Origin of the sequence: Brevundimonas kwangchunensis (assembly GCF_039523815.1) — a bacterium.
Lineage (GTDB): Bacteria > Pseudomonadota > Alphaproteobacteria > Caulobacterales > Caulobacteraceae > Brevundimonas > Brevundimonas kwangchunensis.
Genome location: NZ_BAAAGA010000006.1, coordinates 72,406 through 92,293, shown reverse-complemented (window position 1 = coordinate 92,293; position 19,888 = coordinate 72,406). Strand labels below are relative to the sequence as shown.

The following is a 19,888-nucleotide window of genomic DNA, read 5'->3' as shown; positions in this document are numbered from 1 at the left end:
GACCAAGGTCGAGGTGCGGCATTGTGTCGGTGTGACGTGGTCGGACCCAAAGAACCGCGCGCGGGAAGGACGCCATGGAACACATCGTCATCGCTGACGATCATCCGCTGTTTCGCGCAGCCCTCGTCTCGGCCGTCCGGCGCGCCGCGCCCGATGCGGTGGTCGAGGAACAGGCCAGTCTGGCCGGCGCCAGGCAGGTGCTGGCCGACGCCGGCGCCGATCTGCTGCTTCTGGACCTGAAACTGCCGGACGCCGAAGGCTTCGGCGGGCTGGCGGCGGTTCGATCAGAGCATCCGGCCGTGCCGGTGGTCGTGGTGTCCGGCAGCGAGGACGCCGCCACCGTGCGCCGGGTGATGGCCATGGGTGCGGGCGGGTTCATTCCCAAGTCGGCGACGCTGGAGACCATGGTCGCCGCAATCTCCGCCGTGCGCGAGGGCGACAGCTGGGCGCCGGAAGTGCCGCCTGACGAGGAGGCCGAGGATCTGGATCGCCGCATCGCCAGCCTGACGCCGTCGCAGATGAAGATCCTGATGGGGCTGCGTCAGGGGCGGTTGAACAAGCAGATCGCGTGGGACCTCGGCGTGACCGAGGCGACCATCAAGGCGCATCTGACGACGGTCTTTCGCAAGCTGGGCGTCCAGAACCGGACGCAGGCCGTGATCCTGGCCCAATCGGTCGACCTCTAGCCCTGACGGGACAGGAAGGCCTTGAGGGTGGCCGGCCGCACCGGCTTGCCCATCAGGTGCGCACCCAACGCCTGAACCCGCTCCTTCAGATCGACGCCGGTGTCGGCGGTGATCAGGGCGATGCGGGCGACGCCGCGCGCTCTCAGCGCCTCGATCACCGCCAGACCGTCGGGGCCCTCGCCGAGGTGCAGATCGACGAGCGCGGCGTCGGGCAGGGCCTTCAACGCCAGCGCCTCTCCGGCATCCGACGCACGGACCGGCTCCACGCCCCAGCGCGCGAGAAGGGCGCACAGGCCGTCGAGAATGGCGGGCTCGTTGTCGACGCAGAGCACGGTCAGGCCGGCGAGCGGTGACGGCGCGCGGGTGGTCTCCGGGGCAGCAGCCTCCGCCGCCATGCCAAGGGGAACGGTCACGCTGAAGGTCGAGCCTTCGCCCAGCGCCGAGTCGACATCGAGCGCGTGATCCAGCAGCACGCCCAGCCGGCGCACGATGGCGAGACCCAGCCCTGCGCCCGGTTCGTCGCCGGGAGCGCCGGGAAGGCGGGTGAACTCGGCGAAGATGGCCTCGCGCTTCTCCGGCGGCACGCCCCGGCCGGTGTCGCGCACCTCGATCCGCACCGTGTCGCCTGAGGGGATCGCCGCGACCGTGACGCCGCCGCTGTCGGTGTAGCGGATGGCGTTGCCGATCAGGTTCTGGAGCATGGAGCGCAGCAGATTGCGATCCGACACGACCCAGAGGTCCGGACGCTCGACATTGAGCGTCAGGCTCTTCGCGGCGGCCATCGAGGAGAACTCACGCGCCAGATCGCCGAACAGGGAAGCCAACGCCATCGGGGCCACGGCGGGCTTCACACCGCCGGCATCGAGACGGGACAGGTTCAGCAGGGCGGTCATCAGCCCGTGAGCATTCTCGATGGCCCGGTCGGCGTTGTGGGCGAGGGCGGCGGTCTCGTCGGCGCTGTCTTCTTTCAGGGCGGCGATGAACAGACGGGCGGCGTGCAGGGGCTGCAACAGGTCGTGGCTGGCGGCGGCGAGGAAGCGGGTCTTGGACGCCGTGGCCTCCTCGGCGGTGCGGCGGGCCTCGTCCAGCAGCGCGGTGCGGTCGGCGACGCGCTCCTCCAGCTGCTGGTTCGCCTCCTCCAGAGCCTGGGCCGCACGGCGCAGTTCGGTGATGTCCGTGTAGCTGGTGACATAGCCGCCATCGGGGATGGGAGCGCCGGTCGAGCGCAGGACGCGTCCATCCGGCTGGCGGCGCTCGTGCTCGTGCGGGATGCGCCGGCGCAGGGCTTCCAGCCGCCGCTCGACCCAGGCGTCGATGTCGTCGTGGCTCTCGCCACGCTCGGCGTTGAGGCGATAGACGGCGCGGATCGGCAGGCCGACGTGGACGAAGCCGGGCGGCAGATCGAACAGCTCCACATAGCGCCGGTTCCACGCCACGAGACGCAGGTCGTGATCGACCACGGCGACGCCCTGATCAATGTTGTCGAGCGTGGTCTGCAGCAGTTCGCGGTTGAACTGGACGGCCTGCGAGGCCTCGTCGAGCATCCGCACCACGTCTTCCGGCGCCCGACCGCCTCCGGCCAGCGCCGCGGCGATGACGCGGCGGGCGGACGACGAACCGACCGCGCCGGCCAGCATGCGCTCGGCCGCGCGCGCCATGGCGGCGTCGGCGGGCTCGCTGTTCAGCGGCTTGCGCCCGCTCTCTCGCGACCAGGCGGAGAAGGCCCGCTCGGCGCCGGCCTGACCGATGAAGCGGGCCACGAGGGATTTCAGATCGCCGACCGAGGCGCCGGCGCCGGCGTGGCCCATCTCGCTCCAGTCCGGACCGTGGGCGCCGATGAAGGCCTGGGCCTGGATGCGATCCTCCAGCCTGTCCGAGGCCAGCTGCGAGATCAGGACATAGACGGCGGTGTTCAGCCCGAGGCTGACGAAGACGCCCAGCGCCAGATCAGACGGCGAGCCGATGTGGCCGGTCAGCTGCGGCAGGGCCAGCATGAACAGCCAGGCGACGCAGCCGATGGCGATGCCGGCCAGCGCGCCGCTGGCGTGACCGCGCCTCCACAGGACTGCGCCGAACAGGGCGGGAGCCAGTTGGCCCATGGCGGCGAAGGACACCAGACCGATCGAGGCCAGACCGGCCGAATGGTCCATGGCCTGGAAGTAGAGCCAGGCCAGCAGCAGCAGGACCACGATGGCGCCGCGCCGCACCTGCAGGATCACGCCCGCCATGTCCGCCCCGCGCTCGCGCAGGCGCCAGCGGCTGCGGGTGACGAAGGGCAGGATCAGGTTATTGGATACCATGGCCGACAGGGCCACCGCCTCGACGATCACCATGGCGGTGGCGGCGGAGAATCCACCCACGAAGACCGCTGCCGTCAACAGGTGCGCCCCTTGGCCGAACGGCAGGGACAACACCAGCAGGTCGGGGTTGCCGTTACCCAGCAGTCCGCCGGCTGCCACCAGCGGAAGGACGGCCAGACTGGTGATCAGCAGATAGATCGGGAAGACCCAGCGGGCGCGTCGGGCCTGTGCCGGATCGGAGCCCTCGACGAAGGCGACGTGGAACTGGCGCGGCAGGCAGAACATGGCCAGCGTCGACAGCAGGATGATGGCGGCGAAGCGAGCGTCCAGCGTCGGCGGCGAGGCCAGCGGGCCCATCTCGCGCCAGGCTTTCGCCGGATCGGGGCTGCCGTTCAGCAGGAACAGGGCGAACAGGGCGGCGGCGACGAGGGCCGCCAGCTTGACGACCGACTCCAGCGCGATGGCCTGCACCAGACCCCGGTTGTGCTCGGTCAGGTCGGGACGACGGGCGCCGAACAGGATGGAGAAGCCCGCCAGCGCGGCGGCCATCAGCAGAACGGTCAGGCTTTCCAGATCGGCGGCCGGAGTGCCCGCGGTGATCAGGGCCCAGCCCATGGCGAGGGCCTTCAGTTGCAGGGCAATGTAGGGCAGGGAGCCGACCACGGCGACGACGGCCACCACGGCGCCCAGCGTCTGGCTGCGGCCGTAGCGGGACGAGATGAAGTCGGCGATCGAGCCGACCTTCTCGCGCCGGGCGGCGGCGGCGATGCGTCGCCACAGCGGGAACAGCAGGGTTAGTCCGAGAACAGGGCCGATGTAGATCGGCAGATACTCCCACCCGGCTCGCGAGGCGGTGCCGACGGCGCCGTAGTAGGTCCAGCTGGTGCAGTAGATCGCCAGCGAGAAGGCATAGGTCCATGCGCCCAGCGGACGGCCGTGCACGCCCGCGCGCTCGCCCCGCCAGGCGATAACGAACAGGGCCGCCATATAGGCGCCGACCAAAGCCAGGATCAGCAGGCTGAACATCGTCTCACTCAATCGGGACGGGCGGGGCGGGGCAAGCAAAAGCTCTGCCGCAACGCAGAAGGGCCGGCGTCGAAACGCCGGCCCTCCCCGGGGAGAATGGACGTCACGACGTCAGTCGTTGATGTCCACGTTCTTCGTCTCCTTCACCCAGATGATGCCGACCACGAAGGTCAGGACGGCGATCGCGATGGGATACCAGAGGCCGTAGTAGATGTTCCCTGTCGCGGCCACGATGGCGAAGGCCGTGGTCGGCAGGAAGCCGCCGAACCAGCCGTTGCCGATGTGGTAGGGCAGGGACATGGAGGTGTACCGGATGTTGGTCGGGAACATCTCCACCAGGGCCGCGGCGATCGGGCCGTAGACCATCGTCACGTAGAGCACGAGCAGGAACAGGATGCCGACGACGGCCGGCTTGTTCACCAGCGCGCTGTCCGCCTTGGCCGGGTAGCCGGCTGCGGACAGAACGCCAGTCAGGTCGTCACCCCAGGTCTTGCGAGCGGCGGTGAAATCGGCCGTGGCCATCTGGTCGCCGCGGAAGCTCTCGACCACGGTCTCGCCGACGCGAACCTGGGCCAGGGTGCCGGCCGGCGCGTCTTCGGTCCGGTAGCTGACGCCGGCCTTTGCCAGCTGCGACTTGGCGATGTCGCAGGAGGTGTTGAACACCGCCTTGCCGACCAGATCGAACTGCAGCGAGCACTCGGCCGGGTCCGCATAGACGGTGACCGGCGAGGTCGCCGAGGCTTCGGCAAGGCGCGGGTTGGCGGCCCAGGTCAGGCCCTGGAACAGCGGGAAGTAGGTCAGCGCCGCCAGCAGGCAACCGGCGAGGATGATCGGCTTGCGGCCGATCTTGTCCGACAGCCAGCCGAAGAAGATGAAGAACGGCGTGGCCAGCAGCAGGGCCGTGGCGATCAGGATGTTGGTCAGGGACGCATCGACCCTCAGCACCCGCTCCAGGAAGAACAGGGCGTAGAACTGGCCGGTGTACCAGACCACGGCCTGACCGGCGGCCAGACCCAGCAGGGCGATCAGCACAATCTTCAGGTTGCCCCACTTGCCGAAGCTGTCCTTGAGCGGGGTCTTGGTGCCCTTGCCTTCGGCCTTCATGCGCTGGAACGCCGGGCTCTCGGCCAGCTTCAGGCGGATCCACAGGGAGACGCCCAGCAACAGGATCGAGACCAGGAACGGAATGCGCCAGCCCCAGTCGGCGAAGGCTTCCTCGCCCACGACGGTGCGGACGCCCAGAATGACCATCAGGCTGAGCAGCAGGCCCACGGTGGCGGTGATCTGGATGAAGCTGGTGTAGAAGCCGCGCTTTCCGGGCGGGGCGTGCTCGGCGACATAGGTCGCCGCGCCGCCGTACTCGCCGCCCAGGGCCAGACCCTGGATCAGGCGCATCAGCACCAGAATGGCCGGCGCCGCGATGCCGATGGCGGCGTAGGACGGCAGGATGCCGACCACGAAGGTCGAGATGCCCATCAGCAGCATGGTCACCAGGAAGGTGTTCTTGCGGCCCCACAGGTCGCCCAGACGCCCGAACACGATCGCGCCGAATGGCCGCACGGCGAAGCCCGCTGCGAACGCCATCAGCGCGAAGATGAAGCCGGTGGTCTCGTTCACGCCCGAGAAGAACTGGGCGGTGATGATCGCCGCGAGCGATCCGTAGAGATAGAAGTCGTACCACTCGATGACCGTGCCGACCGAGGCGGCCGTGATCACCAGCTTGTCGTTTCGTCCCACCACATGGCCATCCCTGACCTGTGCTGCGACGGGCTCGTTGTCGCTCATCTGCTTGTCCTCCCGGCGCCGTCTTGCGCGGCGCATCCGTTGGTCCCTCTCATGAGGGCTGGGAGTCAGACTGACAGCGGTCGACGAACTGCTGCAGGGAGACTTTGGTCTAACGCCGTCAGGCCTCGACCCATTCCGCCTTGCGCGAGGTCATGCCGATGCCGGGGTTCAGGCAGTTGCAGGGATCCAGCTTGCGGAAGTGGCTGACCTGCGACGGGGCCGCCGGGTAGAGGTGGCCGACGTTGTGCTCGGCCGGGTAGCGGGCGTTGCGGTCGTCCAGCAGGGCCCACATCCGGTGCTCCAGCGCGATCGGATCCTGGCCGGCGGCGACGACATAGTCCTGATGGAAGACGTGGCAGAAGAAGTGGCCGTAGTAGAGCCGCTTCAGGATCGGCGCGGCGACGTCGTCCGGCAGGGTCTCCATCCAGTCGCGGGTGTTGCGTGGCAGGGCGATGTCGAGGGCGACGATGTCCGACACGTGGCGATGATGGACGGCGCGATAGCGGATGGCGGCGCCGGCCGCGGCGAAGCGATGCAGGAAGGCCTTGTCGCCCTCGTCCTTCGTGCACTCAAAGGCCTCGCCGTCGGCGGCGGGCAGGGCGGCCAGATAGCGCCGCGCCTCCTCGACGCCCGGCCCGGCCATCTTGAGCATCAGGTGATGCTCGAACCGGTCGCGATACGCGTTCATTCGCTCGGGCAGATGTTCGGGGAACAGGCTGGTGGCGAACTGGACCAGACGGTCGGCGAGGAATTTCGGCGCACCCGGGATGCTGGCGAAGACGGCGTCGGCCGCGGACTTCATCGCGAACAGGCGCGGCATGGAGCCGGTGCCGAATTTGCGGATGGCGAGGAAGGTATCCTTCCCATACTCGCGCGCAATGTCATAGCAGTCGCGGTGCATGTACTCGCCGGCGACCGGCAGGTTTTCGAAACCGCCGAGGATGTCGCGCCGGATGCGGGTCAGGACCAGCGGATCGTTTGTCCCGATGTAGAAGACGGCGCTGTCGCCGACCGAGGCGAAGGTGTCCAGCCGGACGGCGAAGACCACGGCCTTGCCCGCGCTGCCCGAGGCCTCGAACAGGCGGTCGGCGTCGGCGTTGTAGCGGGCCGGAGTGTCGGCATCGACGTCGCGGATACGCTCGACATAGCCGCTGTCCGAGGCGGCGGCGCCGGCGGGGTCGAGGATTTCGGCGTCGGTGAAGTCACCGGCCTCGACGCGGGCGAGGATGGCTTCCGGATCGCCCTCGATGGCCAGGCCGAGGTGGTTGACCAGCTCCAGCGCGCCATCGGCGCGGACCTGCGCGTACAGGGCCAGCTGGGTGTAGGCCGGACCGCGCTGGATCAGGGAGCCGCCCGAGTTGTTGCACACCCCGCCGATCACCGAAGCGCCGATGCAGGACGAGCCGATTACCGAATGCGGCTCGCGGCCCAGAGGCTTCAGCCGGTCTTCCAGCGCATACAGGCTGGCGCCGGGCAGGCAGATGACCTGGCGGCCGTCGCGGATCAGGTGGATGCCGTCGATGCGGGTGGTCGAGAGGATGACCACCTCGCGGTCATAGACGCCGTCGGGGGTCGAGCCGCCAGTCAGGCCGGTATTGGCCGCCTGCATGATGACGATGCGGCCCGCCTCGACGCAGGCCTTCACGACGCGCCACTGCTCGACCAGCGAGCCGGGCTGGACCACGGCCAACGCATCGCCCTCGCCGAAGCGGTAGCCCTTGCGGAAGCGGCGCGTGCGACCGTCGCCGGTCAGCACATGGCGCGTGCCGACGATGGCGCGGAGCGCCTGAAGCAGGTCGGTGGAGGTCGTCATGGTCAGGCGGGCTTAAGCTCGCGGACCATCCGCTTCCAGTTCTGGACATAGCTTTCGGCAGACATGGTCAGTGCGGCCTCCTGACCGGGGCCAACCTCTTTCACCACCTTGCCCGGCGCGCCCATGACGACGGAGTTGTCGGGGATGATCTTGCCCTCGGTGATCAGGGCGCCGGCGCCGATCAGGCAGTTCTTTCCGATCACGGCGCGGCCCATGACGATGGCGCCGATGCCAATCAGGCTGTTGTCGCCGATGGTGCAGCCGTGGAGCATGGCCATGTGGCCGACGGTGACGTTCTTGCCGATCGTCAGCGGCTCGCCCGGATCGACGTGCAGGACGCAGCGCTCCTGAACGTTGGAGTTCTCGCCGATGGTGATGGTGTCGTTGTCTGCGCGGGCGACGACGCCGAACCACAGGCTGGAGCCCGGCTGCATGACCACGTCGCCGATGGCGATGGCGTCCGGCGCGATCCAGTAGTCGCCCTCGGCGGGCAGGCGGGGGGCGGTTTCGCCCAGGGCGTAGATCGGCATGCGTCGGCTCAGCGGATGAAGGTCAGGAACAGGGAGATGGTGACGATCGAAAGCACGGTTGTCGCCAGAATAGTCTGTGATGCGACAGCGCCGCGCCGGCCGTACACCTGCGCCAGCATGAAAGGCCCGGCGCCAGTCGGCATCATGGCCAGCAGGATGGCGAGGTGCACCACCTCCGGCGGGGCGTTGAGGATCGGCCCGGCGATCAACCATGCGATGGCAGGCTGGATCACCAGCTTGGCGAAGGTCAGCGGCGCCCAGGTGAAGTCGGTGATGCCGCCCTGGACATTGTCGGCGAGGAACAGACCCAGCGCCACGAGCGCGCAGGGGATGGCCGCATCGGCCAGCAGGCCCAGCAGGGTCTTGATCCCTTCCGGTGGCTGGAGGCCGAAGGTCGAGACGACTGCGCCCAGAGCCGGCGCGATGATCATGGGATTGCGGATGACGGCCCAGCCGGCCTTCCCGATCGCCTTGGAGACGCCGTGGCCCTTGGCCGCCGCCAGCTCCATGCCGATCAGGCCGAAGGAATACAGGACGCAGGCCGTCAGGATGACCGAGACCCCGGAGTAGGGCAGGGACATCGGGCCGAAAACCAGCAGGCACAGTGGGATGCCGAGAAAGCCATTGTTGGCGTAGGAGGCGCTGAGGGCGTCGACGGTGGCGTCGCCGCCGCCCAGCCGCTTCCAGTTGGCCGCGAGGACCAGGGCGAAGGTCAGGGCCAGAGCCCCGCCCATCGCCAGGGCGAAGTCGGGGCGATAGTCGCTCCATTTTGCCGTCGAGGTGATGCCGAACAGCAGGGCCGGCTGGGCGAGCCAGACCACGAAGCGGTTCAGCTCGCCCACGGCCGTCGGGCCGAACAGTTTGAGACGTCGCGATCCCCAGCCCAGCCCGATCAGGGCGAACACAGGCAGGACGACGGAGAAGGCGGCGTTCACGTCAGGCGCATTTCGCGGTCAGTCCACCATCGACGATGATCTCGGTCGCATTCACATAGCGGGCTTCGTCCGAGGCGAGGAACAGGGACGCGTAGGCCACGTCCCAGGCGTCGCCCATCTTGCCCGTGGGCGACTGGGCGTCGCGCCGGGCGACCATGTCGTCGAAGTCGCCGTCATAGCCCTTGGTCAGCGCGCCCTTGATCAGGGGCGTGTTCATCAGACCGGGCAGGACGCAGTTGGCGCGGATGCCGTCCTTCGCATGCTGCAGGGCGATGTTCTGGGTCAGGCCCATGACCGCCGCCTTGGTCGCCGTATAGGCGGCGTAGGGGAAGCCGATCCAGCGGACGCCGGCGACCGAGCCGACATTGACGATGGAGCCCTTCTGCTGCGCCACCATGTGCGGCAGCACATATTTGCAGGTCAGGAAGACGCTGGTCTGGTTGACCGCGATCAGGCGGTGCCAGCTTTCCTCCGAGGCGTCGATCGCCCCGCCGGTTTCCGAGATGCCGACGTTGTTGTGCAGCACGTCGATGCGGCCGAACGCGGCGATGCACGCCTCGACCATGGCCTGCACCTGATCCGATTTCGAGACGTCGCAGGCGAAGGTCTCGCAGACCCCGCCCTCGCTTTCGATGATGGCCTTCGTCTCGTCAGCGGCCTCGATGCGCAGATCGATGGCGAAGACCTTCGCGCCCTCGCGGGCGTAGAGCACCGCCGCCGCCTTGCCGTTACCCCAGCCGGGGCCGGACGAACCGGCCCCCGTCACCAGGACGACCTTGTCCTTCATTCTCTCGCCCATGTGGGATCGTTCTCTTCTTATGCGGTTGCGGCGGCCGGCTCTTGCGAGCGGCTGCGGGCGTACTGGACCAAGGCGTCGTCGGGCAGGGCCTCGATCGGCGTGAAGTCGGTGTGGGCGATGTACTCGGCGCGGGTCGGCTTGGTGATCGCGTTCGAGACGGCCGACAGGGTCAGGTAGACGATCTTGCGCGGGTAGGGGGTGATGTTGCCCGCCGAGCCGTGCACCAGATTGCCGTGGAACATCAGCAGGCCGCCGGCCTTGCCGGTCGGGGCGACGATGCCGCCCTGCTCGACGAGACGAGCGACGGTGTCGTTGTCGAGGGTCCACAGCGGATAGGCGGTGGTTTCGGTGTCGTGGCCGGCGTCGATAGCGCCCGACTCATGGCTGCGTGGGACCAGCATCAGCGGGCCGTTGATCGGCAGGACGTCGTCGAGGAAGACGGCGATGTTCATGGCGCGCGGCTCGGGCATGCCGTCGTCATTGTGCCAGGTCACGAAGTCCTGGTGCCACTGCCAGACGTCACCGGCGAAGGCGGCCTTCGCGTTGATCTTGAACTGGTGCATGTACACCGGCTCCTCGAAGGCCTGAGCCACAGGCTCGACGAGACGAGGGTGCTTGCCCAGGATCTCGCAGGCCTTGTTGTAGGTGTGACAGGCGAAGGCCGTGCGAGGCACGCCCGACTTCTCGCGCCAGATCTCCTCACGCTCGGGCTCGAAGACATCCTTCGCGGCCTCGCGCAGGACCTCGATCTCCTCGGCCGTGAAGGCCTCGGGGATGAAGATGTAGCCTTCCTTGTGAAAGTGCTCGAGCTGTTCGGCGGTCAGTTTCATGTCGGTCTCCTCCGGGGTCTGTCGTTGTTGATTTCAGTCGTCGCGGGACAGGGATCGCAGACGGTGTTCGGTTTCGGAGCCCGCGTTGGCGGCGTGGCTCCAGGCGGCGTCCGCGGCCTCGGCCGCGCGGCCTTCGCGGATGAACTCCACGATCCGGGCGTGCTCGCTCCAGGCGCGGGTGCGGATCTCGTCGAAGGACATGACGGTGTTCATGGCCCGCTGGATGTGCGGCCACAGCGGCGCCAGCGTCTCCTCGATCGCGGGATTGCCGCACAGTCGGTAGATTTCGCGGTGGAAGAAGACATCGGCCTGGGCCCGCTCGCGCAGGGGAGCGTTGAGCGTCAGGCGCTCGCCGGCGGCGCAGGCCGCGACCAGACGCTGCTCGTCCGCGCGGGTGACCTTGCCCTGTTCAAAGCGCGTCGCCAGCAGACGGGCCGCCAGGGAATCGAGCGAGGCGCGGATCTGGTAGACGTCGCGCAGCATGTCCGGATCGATCGGCGCGATCTCGACGCCACGCCGTCCCGACTCGCGCACCAGACCCTGATGCTTGAGCAGATGCAGGGCGTGGCTGACCGGAGCGCGTGAGACGCCGAGATGGTCCGCCAGCTCGGCCTGACGCACGCGCTGTCCCGGCTGCAAGACGCCGTCGGTGATCGCGCCCTTCAGTCGCTCATAGACCTGTTCGGTCAGGATCGGCGTTGCGCCGACCGGATCCATCGCGGTGCTCATGAGGGAATACGGAATACCGTAATAGCCCTCTCCGGCAACGCAGGGAGCGCCAAATAATCGCAATTGGTCCGCTATATGAAACCTTCGGGAATATTCTATGCCTGATTTGACAACGCCAGAATGCCGCTACACTTTCAGGTCCATAAAAGATAAGAATGAAGTCCAACATATGGACTTTGGGAGGTTAGGGTCATGGCTGTACTGGAGAAGGCCGACGGCGCTCAGGCGCTGGACCGTGCGTTGACGCTGCTGCGCCTGATCGGCGCGCGTTCGAAACACGGATTGCGACTGACCGAGATCGTCGCGCAGTCGGGGCTGACCAAGCCGACGGTGCACCGCATGTTGCGGGCGCTGGAGCGGAACGGCTTCGTCGAACAGAACCCGGCGACCCGCCTCTATCACCTCGGGCCCGAGGCCTTCGTGCTGGGCGTGCTGGCCACGGAGCGCTTCGGCATTCACCGCGCCGCCGCCGGTGGTCTGACCCGGCTTTCGGCCGCCAGCCAGGACACCGTCTTCCTGTCGGTCCGCCGTGACGGACATTCGGTCTGCCTCGAACGTCAGGAGGGCAGCTTCCCGATCAGGACGCACGTTCTTCTGGCCGGCGATCGCCACCCGCTGGGCGTTGGCGCTGGTAGTCTGGCGATCCTGTCCGCGCTCGACGACGCCGATGTCGAGGCGGTTCTCGCCCAGAACGCCGCGGAGCTCGCCGCCAGCTACCCGACCTTCTCCGCCGAACTCCTGCGCGACTCGGTCGCCGAGACGCGTGCGCAGGGCTTCGCCTTCAACCCGGGCCTGTTGCTCGCGGGATCGTGGGCCGTGGGCGTGGCTGTTCTCGACTCCGCCGGCTCCTGCCTTGGTGCCCTGTCCATTTCCGCGATCGAGTCCCGTCTGGGCGAGGATCGCCGCACCGAACTCGCCGCGCTGCTCAAGGACGAGGCCCAGCGCCTGTCCCAGCGGCTGGCGCGTCCTGAACCCCTCGCCGCCGGGATCGAACCCGCGCGGCCTCCCCTGCGTATGAGGAAGTAAGCATGACCGAAGCCGCCATCGTCGGCTGGGCCCACAGCCCGTTCGGAAAACTCCATGACGATCCGGATATCGAAAGCCTGATCGAACGCGTCGCCGCCGCGGCGATCGTCGACGCCGGTATCGATCCGGAAGACATCGACGGCGTCCATATCGGCGTGTTCAACGCCGGCTTCAGCCGCCAGGACTTCCCGTCCTCGCTGCCGATGCACAGCCTGCCGGGCCTGCGCTTCAAGCCGGCCGTGCGGATCGAGAACGCCTGCGCCACCGGCGCGGCGGCGGTCTATGCCGCCCGTGACTTCATCGCCGCCGGCCGCGGCCGTTTCGCTCTGGTGATCGGCGCCGAGAAGATGACGCACGTGTCCAGCCAGCAGGCTGGCGACGTGCTGCTGAGCGCCTCGTACCGCAAGGAAGAGGGCGACATTCCGGCCGGTTTCGCCGGCGTCTTCGGCCGCATCGCCGAGACCTATTTCCAGAAGTACGGCGACCAGTCGGACGCGCTGGCCACCATCGCGGCCAAGAACCATCGCAACGGCGTGGACAATCCCTATGCCCAGATGCGCAAGGACCTGGGCTTCGACTTCTGCCGCAACGAGTCGGAGAAAAACCCGTTCGTCGCCGGTCCGCTGAAGCGCACCGATTGCTCGCTGATCTCTGACGGCGCCGCGGCCCTGGTGCTGGCGGACGAGGAGACGGCGAAGTTGATGAAGAAGGCGATCCGTTTCCGCGCCGCCGTGCATCTGAACGACTACCTGCCGCTGTCGCGCCGCGACCCGACCTGCTTCGAGGCCGGCGCCCAGACCTGGGCGAAGGCGCTGGAGATCGCAAACCTGAAGCTGGACGACCTGTCGTTCGTGGAAACCCACGACTGCTTCACCATCGCCGAACTGCTGGAGTACGAGGCCATGGGCCTGACCCCGCAGGGACAGGGCGCGCGCGCGGCGCTGGAAGGCTGGACCCAGCCGGATGGCCGTCTGCCGGTGAACCGCTCGGGCGGTCTGAAGGCCAAGGGCCACCCGGTGGGCGCCACCGGCGTGTCGATGCACGTCCTGACGGCGATGCAGCTGACCGGCGAGGCCGGCGACATGCAGCTGCCCAAGGCCGACATCGGCGGCATCTTCAACATGGGCGGGGCGGCGGTCGCCAACTACGTCTCCATCCTGGAGCCGCTGAAGGCATGATCCCGACCAGTAACCTCGCGTCCATGCTGGTGCATGCCGCCCAGCATTTCGGCGACCGTGCAGGCCTGATTCAGGGCGACCGTGTCTGGACCTGGACCGAGCTGAACGACCGCGTGACCCGCGCCGCATCGGCTCTGGCCGCGCGCGGCGTGAAGAAGGGCGACCGCGTGCTCGTCCACTCGCGCAACTGCAACGCCATGTTCGAGACCCAGTGGGCCTGCTGGCGTCTGGGCGCGGTGTGGGTGCCGACCAACTTCCGCCTGACGCCGTCCGAGGTCTCGTATCTGGCCTCGTCGTCGCGCGCCACGACGCACATCTTCGACACCGGCTTCCCCGAGCATGCGGCGGCCGCGGAGGAAGCCAACGGCGCCTGCGCCAACGTCTTCTGGATCGGCGAGGACGCGCCCGGCGAGGACTGGGAGGCCCTGGTCGCCGACGCCTCGGCGCCGGAAGTCGATCTGGCCGACGTCGATCGCGATGACGTCTGCTGGTTCTTCTACACCTCGGGCACGACCGGTCGTCCCAAGGCGGGGATGCTGACGCACGGCCAGATGGCCTTCGTCACGGTCAACCACCTGAACGACCTGATGCCGGCCACGACCGAGGACGACGTCTCGCTGGTGGTCGCCCCGCTGTCGCACGGCTCGGGCATCCACATCATGACCCAGGTCGCCAAGGGCGCCGCCAGCGTCCTGCTGTCCAGCGAGCGTCTGGACTGCGAGGAGGCCTGGGCGCTCGTCGAGAAGCATCGCGTGACAAACATGTTCACCGTGCCGACCATCCTGACCATGCTGACCCAGCACGAGGCGGTGGACCGGTTCGACCACTCATCGCTGCGCTATGTGATCTACGCCGGCGCGCCGATGTACCGTGCCGACCAGCAGCATGCGCTGCGCAAGATCGGCAAGGTCCTGGTCCAGTATTTCGGTCTGGGCGAGGTCACCGGCAACATCACCGTGCTGCCGCCGCGCCTGCACACGATCGAGGACGATCCGTCCTTCCCGATCGGCAGTTGCGGCCTGCCGCGCACCGGCATGGACATCGCCATCCTCGACAACGAGGGCAAGCGCCTTGCGGCTGGCGAGACGGGCGAGATCTGCGTCCGCGGCCCGGCGGTCTTCCTCGGTTATTTCGAGAACGACGAGGCCAATGAGAAGTCCTTCCAGGACGGCTGGTTCCACACCGGCGACCTGGGCCACCTGGACGCGAAGGGCTTCCTCTACATCACCGGCCGTGCGTCGGACATGTACATCTCGGGCGGATCGAACGTGTATCCGCGCGAGATCGAGGAAGCGATCCTGACGCTTCCGGCCATCGCCGAAGCCTGCGTCGTGGGCGTGCCCCATGACAAGTGGGGCGAGTGCGGCGTGGCCATTCTGGTCGTCCGCGAAGGCGAGACGGCCGACGCCGACGCCGTTCTGGCGCACCTCGACGGGAAGCTCTCCCGCTACAAGCTGCCGACCCAGATCCTGTTCTGGGACGCCCTGCCGAAGTCCGGCTACGGCAAGGTGGCCAAGGCGGAAGTGAAGAAGCTGCTCGAGACGCGTCAGGCGGCCTGATCCTTTCGGGGCGCGGACGGCCCGGCCGCGCCCCGTTCCTCCTCACCAGAGCGTCCGAAGACGCCCAAGGGCCGAAAAGGGAAGGGAAGCATCCCAATGAACCAATCGACGAGGACCGCCCTTTGCGGCGGAGCGATGACGGCTGCCTTGCTGGCAGCGAGCGGCGCAACGGCGCAGACCGCACCGCCGCCGCAGGCGACGACCGCGCAGGCGGCCGCGGCGACGCAGCCGGGCCTCTGGGAGCGCCCCCTGCTGACCGGCGACTGGGGCGGCCTCCGCACGCGTCTGAAAGATCGCGGCGTGGTCTTCACGGCCAACGAGGTGGTGGACGCCGGCTACAATTTCGACGGCGGCACGCGCTCGGACTTCCGTGCGGCGGGCCAGCTCTACCTCAGCGCCGCCGTGGACACCGGCAAGGCGTGGGGACTGGAGGGCGGCAAGTTCCAGGTCACCCTGATGAACCGTCAGGGCAACAGCCTGGCCAATGACGTCGGGCTGAACCTGCTGCAGCCGGTGCAGACCATCTACGGCCGCGGCACCATCTGGCGCCTGTCCAATCTCTGGTACGAGCAGTCGTTCAACGACGGCGCGACCCAGTTCAAGTTCGGCCGCGTCACCCACGGCGACGACTTCGGCGCGACGCCGTGCGGCAACGTGAACCTGCTGCACCTGTGCGGCCCGGCCTCCAGCCAGATCGTCAGCGGCTATTTGTACAACCTGCCGGTCAGTTCGTGGGGCGTGCGCCTGCGCCAGCGGATCACGCCTGAGGTTCACGTCAATCTGGGCGTGATCGAATCCAACCCGGTGAACCTGCGTGAGGACCGCGGCTTCTACCTGGGCACGGACGGCGCGACTGGCGCCATCTACGCCGGCGAGCTGCAGTGGACGCCGAAGTTCGGGGCCAACAACGAACTGCCGGGGACCTACAAGATCGGCGGCTGGATCGACACCAGCGACTCCAACAATGTCGTCTTCGATGTCAACGGCGACTATCAGGCCCTGACCGGCCTGGCCTTCGCCCGCGAGGAGCGCCACACGGGCATCCACGCCAATGTCGTGCAGCAACTGATCGCGCCGGAGACGGACGGCTCGGGCGGGCTGACGGTGGTGGGCAACCTCGCCGTCGCCGATCAGGCCACCAACCGCATGCGTAGCAAGGCGGCGGTGATCCTGAGCTACACCGGCCTGTTCCCCGGCCGCGCCAAGGACGACGTCACCTTCGGCGTCGGCGCGGTCAGCATGAACGGCCGCGTCACCGACGTGCAGGACGCCCAGATCGCCGCCGGCCTGCGCACCGAGGCCGCGCAGGAGACCGAGGTGGGCGTCGAGCTGAACTACGGCTATCGCCTGACCCCAGCCATCACCGTGCGTCCGGGCATCCAGTTCATCCACAATCCGGGCGGCCGTTCGGACCGCGAGGACATCACGCTGGGCAGCATCAAGCTGGTGTTCAACCTGTAAGCCCCAAAGACCTCCTGACCCTCGGGGCGCCGCCGGAAACGGCGTCGCCCCTTTTTTTGTGCGAGTTGATCTTTGAAGTCCGCTCATCCCCGCGAAGGCTGGGATCCAGTGCGGCTCGATGGTCCGGAGTTCCGGCTATCCGGAGCGCGCTGCGAAGGAACTGCTGAACCGCTGCATGAACTGGGGCCCCGCCTTCGCGGGGATGAGCGTGTAATCACGCATAGAAAAAGGGCGCGGCGGGGGAGCGCCGCGCCCTTTGGGCGGTCCATCTCTGGAGAGGCTTACTTCTCGAGGAAGCCGGTCGAGATCCAGGGGATGGCCGCGACGACGATCAGGCCGATGACCAGGGCCCCGAGGTAGGGCCAGATCTTCTTCAGACCCGCGTCAGGATCGACCTTTGCGATGGCGCAGGCCGAGTAGTAGCCGACGCCGAACGGCGGGGCGAACAGACCGATGCCCATCGCGAGGATGACCACCATGGCGTAGTGCACGTCGTGGATCTCCATCGCGCGCGCCACCGGGAACAGCAGCGGGCCGAACAGCACGATGGCGGGAATGCCCTCCAGAATGCTGCCCAAGATGATGAACATCACGATCGACATGGCCATGAAGCCGAACACGCCGCCGGGCAGGTTGGACATCATGTGCGTCAGATCGGCCGAGAAGCCCGATGTTGTCAGCGACCAGGCCATCGAGCTGGCGGCGCCGATGATCAGAAGGATCGCTCCCGACAGGGCCGCAGTGCTGGCCAGCATCGGGATGATCTTGGTGATGTCGAACTTCCGGTAGATGAACAGGCCGGCGATGACGCCGTAGGCGATGGCCAGGGTCGAAACCTCAGTCGCCGTCGCCACGCCTTCCGCCACGAAGAAGCGGATGGCGACCGGCAGCAGCAGGGCGGGCAGGGCGATCACGAAGGCGTTCAGGATCATCTTGCGCGTCGGCTTGACGACCTTGCTCATGTCCTCCTTGCGGGCGCGCATCCAGGAGATGACGCCCAAGGCGATGGCCAGCACGAAGGCCGGAAGCAGGCCGCCGACGAACAGGGAGGCGATCGAGACGCCCGCCACCGACCCGATGGCGATCAGAACGATCGACGGCGGAATGGTCTCGGACATGGCGCCCGAGGCCGACAGCAGGGAGATCATCTCGCCCTCGTCGCCGCCGCGCTTCTTCATCTCGGGGAACAGGATCGGGGCGACCGCGGCCATGTCGGCCGCCTTCGAACCCGAGATGCCCGACACCAGATACATGGCGCCCAGCAGCACGTAGTTCAGACCGCCGCGCACGTGGCCCAGCAGCGAGGCGAGGAAGCCCACCATGGCCGCGGCCATGCCGGTCATCTCGATCAGGGCCCCGAGGAAGACGAACAGGGGAACGGCCAGAAGGATCAGCGAGCTCATGCCCTCGTCCATGCGGCTGGTCATGACCAGCAGCGGCACGTCGGTCATCGTCAGCAGATAGGCCGCCGTGGCGATGGCGAAGGCGAAGGCGATCGGAATGCCCAGCACCACGCCGCCCAGCAGCAGGACGACGAAGAACAGGATCAGGCTCATGTGGCCGATGCCGATCAGAAGCGGCGACAGGCCCCACAGCACCAGGGCGCCGACGGCGAGAATGCCGGCGGTGATGCCCAGGGCCTTTAGCGAGTGGCGCGGGATCTGCATCAGGGCGACGACCAGCATCAGGCCGATGCCCACCGGCAGGGCCGAGGCGCGGACGGCCAGCGACCAGCCGAGCGCCGGCGTGGTGATCATCGACTCCTCATACGCATAGAAGATCGCGTGCGGGAGCATCAGGGCCAGTACGAGCGCCGGCCCGAGGACCGCGAGGGCCTCGAGGATCGGCCGGACCTTCGGCGACGAGCGCGTCACCACGGTCGTCAGGCGCATGTGCTGGCCGCGGATCAGGGCCAGAACGGAGCCCAGCATCCCCATCCAGATGAACAGTGTCGAGGCCAGCTCATCGGCCCAGACGATCGGGTTGTGCAAGAAGAAGCGGAAGATGACGCTGGTCAGCAGCAGACAGATCTCGACAAGCACGATGATGGCGGCCGGAATGGCCACCGCCTGTTCGAAGATGTTGAACAGGAGGCCGCGCGGATGTTTCGGCGGCGGCACGCCCTCGCTGATAACGGCGTTCTCGACGGCTGCGGTGCTCATGCGAGGGCCCCCACATAGTTTTCAAGGACACGCCAGGAGTCTTCACCCAGCTCGGAACGCCAGTGGCTGTAGAAGCCCTCGTTGCGCAGGTGCTGACGGAAAAGCTCGCGATCGGGCGTGTTCAGCGTCAGGCCCTCCGCCTGCATCTTCTGCGGCAGGGTCTCGGCCAGAACGGCGAGGTCGGCGCGCTGCAGGTCCGCGGCGTTGGCGAACTCGATCTGGACCAGATCGCGCAGGTCGCCCGGCAGCTTGTTCAAAGCCTTCTCGTTCTGCAGCAGCCAGAAGCCGTCCCACATGTGGTTGGTCAGGGCACAGTAACGCTGCACCTCGTACAGCTTGCCGGTGTCGACGACCGCCAGCGGATTCTCCTGGCCCTCGACCACGCGGGTCTGGAGCGCGGAGTAGACCTCGCTGAAGTTGATCGAGGTCGGCGCGGCGCCGAACGAACGGAACATCGACGTCCACAGCGAACCCAGTGGCACGCGGATCTTCATGCCGCGCAGGTCGGCGGGGCTGTTGATCGGGCGGCTGGAGGTCGTGATCTGACGGAAGCCGCTTTCGAAGACCTTGGGCGTGGCGATCAGGTGGTGGCCGGCCAGGGCGTCCTTGATCTTCGTGCCCAAGGTGCCGTCCATCGCGTTGAACAGCTGGGTGCGGTCCTGGAAGGCGAAGCCGATGCCCGACAGCGCGGTCTGCGGCACCAGGATCGACATGATCAGGCCCGAGATCGACAGCATCTGAATTGCGCCGGCGCGCACCTGGGCCAGCATGTCGGCGTCGGTGCCAAGCTGGGCGCTGGGGTAGACCTCGATGAACAGGCGGTGGCCCGACTGCTCATAGATCCGGCCGGCGGCCTCCTTCATTCGGGCGCTCAGCGGGTGGGTGATCGGCAGGTTGGTGCCGAGTCGCCATACGATCTCGGCATCCGGCCCCTTGCCGCACGCGGCGAGCGCTCCTGGCGCCGCCAGCGCGCCGGCCAGCATGGCGCGGCGGTTGAGTTGAATCATGGCCTTCCTTTCCTCGTCCTCCGGGCGGCTGATCTTGCGTCCGCTCGCCCCAGCGATGTTGT

15 protein-coding genes are annotated in these 19,888 nt (G+C 67.7%); 5 read left to right on the top strand and 10 right to left on the bottom strand.

The features are described 5' to 3' along the window. Positions 1-74: 74 nt before the first annotated feature. Positions 75-686: a response regulator gene (locus ABDZ95_RS13065; RefSeq protein ID WP_343794395.1), complete on the top strand. Its 612-nt coding sequence runs from the start codon at positions 75-77 to the stop codon at positions 684-686. Here the strand turns inward: ABDZ95_RS13065 and ABDZ95_RS13060 are convergent. The 8 genes from ABDZ95_RS13060 to ABDZ95_RS13025 form a co-directional block, all read right to left on the bottom strand. Next, on the bottom strand, positions 683-4,012 hold the full coding sequence (locus tag ABDZ95_RS13060; RefSeq protein ID WP_343794394.1) for a hybrid sensor histidine kinase/response regulator: 3,330 nt from the start codon (positions 4,010-4,012) through the stop codon (positions 683-685). The genes ABDZ95_RS13065 and ABDZ95_RS13060 overlap by 4 nt on opposite strands. Positions 4,013-4,123: 111 nt before the next feature. Then, on the bottom strand, positions 4,124-5,797 hold the full coding sequence (locus ABDZ95_RS13055; protein ID WP_343794393.1) for an MFS transporter: 1,674 nt from the start codon (positions 5,795-5,797) through the stop codon (positions 4,124-4,126). 118 nt (positions 5,798-5,915) lie between these two features. After that, positions 5,916-7,610 carry a D-lactate dehydrogenase gene (gene dld / locus ABDZ95_RS13050; protein ID WP_343794392.1) on the bottom strand — a complete coding sequence of 565 codons (1,695 nt, stop codon included), beginning with the start codon at positions 7,608-7,610 and terminating at the stop codon, positions 5,916-5,918. Between the two features lie 2 nt (positions 7,611-7,612). Further along, a complete protein-coding gene (locus ABDZ95_RS13045) occupies positions 7,613-8,140 on the bottom strand; it encodes a gamma carbonic anhydrase family protein (protein WP_343794391.1) in 528 nt (175 codons plus the stop codon). A gap of 8 nt (positions 8,141-8,148) precedes the next feature. Beyond that, positions 8,149-9,075 (bottom strand): AEC family transporter, encoded by a 927-nt coding sequence (locus ABDZ95_RS13040; RefSeq protein WP_343794390.1) that lies wholly within the window; start codon positions 9,073-9,075, stop codon positions 8,149-8,151. A 1-nt stretch (position 9,076) separates the two neighbouring features. Continuing rightward, positions 9,077-9,862, bottom strand: a complete 786-nt coding sequence (locus ABDZ95_RS13035) for an SDR family NAD(P)-dependent oxidoreductase (RefSeq protein ID WP_343794389.1) — start codon at positions 9,860-9,862, stop codon at positions 9,077-9,079. 29 nt (positions 9,863-9,891) lie between these two features. After that, positions 9,892-10,704 (bottom strand): phytanoyl-CoA dioxygenase family protein, encoded by an 813-nt coding sequence (locus tag ABDZ95_RS13030; RefSeq protein WP_343794388.1) that lies wholly within the window; start codon positions 10,702-10,704, stop codon positions 9,892-9,894. A gap of 33 nt (positions 10,705-10,737) precedes the next feature. Then, a complete protein-coding gene (locus ABDZ95_RS13025) occupies positions 10,738-11,433 on the bottom strand; it encodes a GntR family transcriptional regulator (RefSeq protein WP_343794387.1) in 696 nt (231 codons plus the stop codon). A gap of 192 nt (positions 11,434-11,625) precedes the next feature. Between ABDZ95_RS13025 and ABDZ95_RS13020 the strand changes: the two genes are divergently transcribed. The 4 genes from ABDZ95_RS13020 (at position 11,626) to ABDZ95_RS13005 (ending at position 16,657) form a co-directional block, all read left to right on the top strand. After that, complete coding sequence (locus tag ABDZ95_RS13020; protein WP_343794386.1) at positions 11,626-12,459, top strand: IclR family transcriptional regulator; 834 nt, start codon at positions 11,626-11,628, stop codon at positions 12,457-12,459. Between the two features lie 2 nt (positions 12,460-12,461). Beyond that, a complete protein-coding gene (locus ABDZ95_RS13015; protein ID WP_343794385.1) occupies positions 12,462-13,637 on the top strand; it encodes an acetyl-CoA acetyltransferase in 1,176 nt (391 codons plus the stop codon). Continuing rightward, complete coding sequence (locus tag ABDZ95_RS13010) at positions 13,634-15,196, top strand: acyl-CoA synthetase (protein ID WP_343794384.1); 1,563 nt, start codon at positions 13,634-13,636, stop codon at positions 15,194-15,196. Before ABDZ95_RS13015 ends, ABDZ95_RS13010 begins: the two co-directional genes overlap by 4 nt. A gap of 135 nt (positions 15,197-15,331) precedes the next feature. Further along, positions 15,332-16,657, top strand: coding sequence for a carbohydrate porin (locus ABDZ95_RS13005; RefSeq protein ID WP_343794383.1), 1,326 nt, complete (start codon positions 15,332-15,334; stop codon positions 16,655-16,657). 281 nt (positions 16,658-16,938) lie between these two features. On the opposite strand, the gene ABDZ95_RS13000 is transcribed toward ABDZ95_RS13005, so the two are convergent. Together ABDZ95_RS13000 and ABDZ95_RS12995 are read right to left on the bottom strand one after the other, a co-directional pair. After that, the gene (locus ABDZ95_RS13000) at positions 16,939-18,819 is read right to left on the bottom strand and encodes a TRAP transporter large permease (RefSeq protein WP_343794382.1); all 1,881 of its coding nucleotides are present in this window, start codon (positions 18,817-18,819) and stop codon (positions 16,939-16,941) included. Beyond that, a complete protein-coding gene (locus ABDZ95_RS12995) occupies positions 18,816-19,826 on the bottom strand; it encodes a TRAP transporter substrate-binding protein (RefSeq protein WP_343794381.1) in 1,011 nt (336 codons plus the stop codon). Before ABDZ95_RS12995 ends, ABDZ95_RS13000 begins: the two co-directional genes overlap by 4 nt. Positions 19,827-19,888 lie beyond the last annotated feature (62 nt).

Excerpts from the sequence above, each read along its gene's own strand:
- ABDZ95_RS13045 (WP_343794391.1), bottom strand. The coding sequence starts at position 8,140 with ATGCCGATCTACGCCCTGGGCGAAACCGCCCCCCGCCTGCCCGCCGAG.
- ABDZ95_RS13010 (WP_343794384.1), top strand. The coding sequence starts at position 13,634 with ATGATCCCGACCAGTAACCTCGCGTCCATGCTGGTGCATGCCGCCCAG.
- ABDZ95_RS13005 (WP_343794383.1), top strand. The coding sequence starts at position 15,332 with ATGACGGCTGCCTTGCTGGCAGCGAGCGGCGCAACGGCGCAGACCGCA.
- ABDZ95_RS12995 (WP_343794381.1), bottom strand. The coding sequence starts at position 19,826 with ATGATTCAACTCAACCGCCGCGCCATGCTGGCCGGCGCGCTGGCGGCG.
- ABDZ95_RS13020 (WP_343794386.1), top strand. The coding sequence starts at position 11,626 with ATGGCTGTACTGGAGAAGGCCGACGGCGCTCAGGCGCTGGACCGTGCG.
- ABDZ95_RS13000 (WP_343794382.1), bottom strand. The coding sequence starts at position 18,819 with ATGAGCACCGCAGCCGTCGAGAACGCCGTTATCAGCGAGGGCGTGCCG.
- ABDZ95_RS13065 (WP_343794395.1), top strand. The coding sequence starts at position 75 with ATGGAACACATCGTCATCGCTGACGATCATCCGCTGTTTCGCGCAGCC.
- ABDZ95_RS13035 (WP_343794389.1), bottom strand. The coding sequence starts at position 9,862 with ATGAAGGACAAGGTCGTCCTGGTGACGGGGGCCGGTTCGTCCGGCCCC.
- ABDZ95_RS13030 (WP_343794388.1), bottom strand. The coding sequence starts at position 10,704 with ATGAAACTGACCGCCGAACAGCTCGAGCACTTTCACAAGGAAGGCTAC.
- ABDZ95_RS13015 (WP_343794385.1), top strand. The coding sequence starts at position 12,462 with ATGACCGAAGCCGCCATCGTCGGCTGGGCCCACAGCCCGTTCGGAAAA.
- dld (WP_343794392.1), bottom strand. The coding sequence starts at position 7,610 with ATGACGACCTCCACCGACCTGCTTCAGGCGCTCCGCGCCATCGTCGGC.
- ABDZ95_RS13055 (WP_343794393.1), bottom strand. The coding sequence starts at position 5,797 with ATGAGCGACAACGAGCCCGTCGCAGCACAGGTCAGGGATGGCCATGTG.
- ABDZ95_RS13025 (WP_343794387.1), bottom strand. The coding sequence starts at position 11,433 with ATGAGCACCGCGATGGATCCGGTCGGCGCAACGCCGATCCTGACCGAA.
- ABDZ95_RS13060 (WP_343794394.1), bottom strand. The coding sequence starts at position 4,012 with ATGTTCAGCCTGCTGATCCTGGCTTTGGTCGGCGCCTATATGGCGGCC.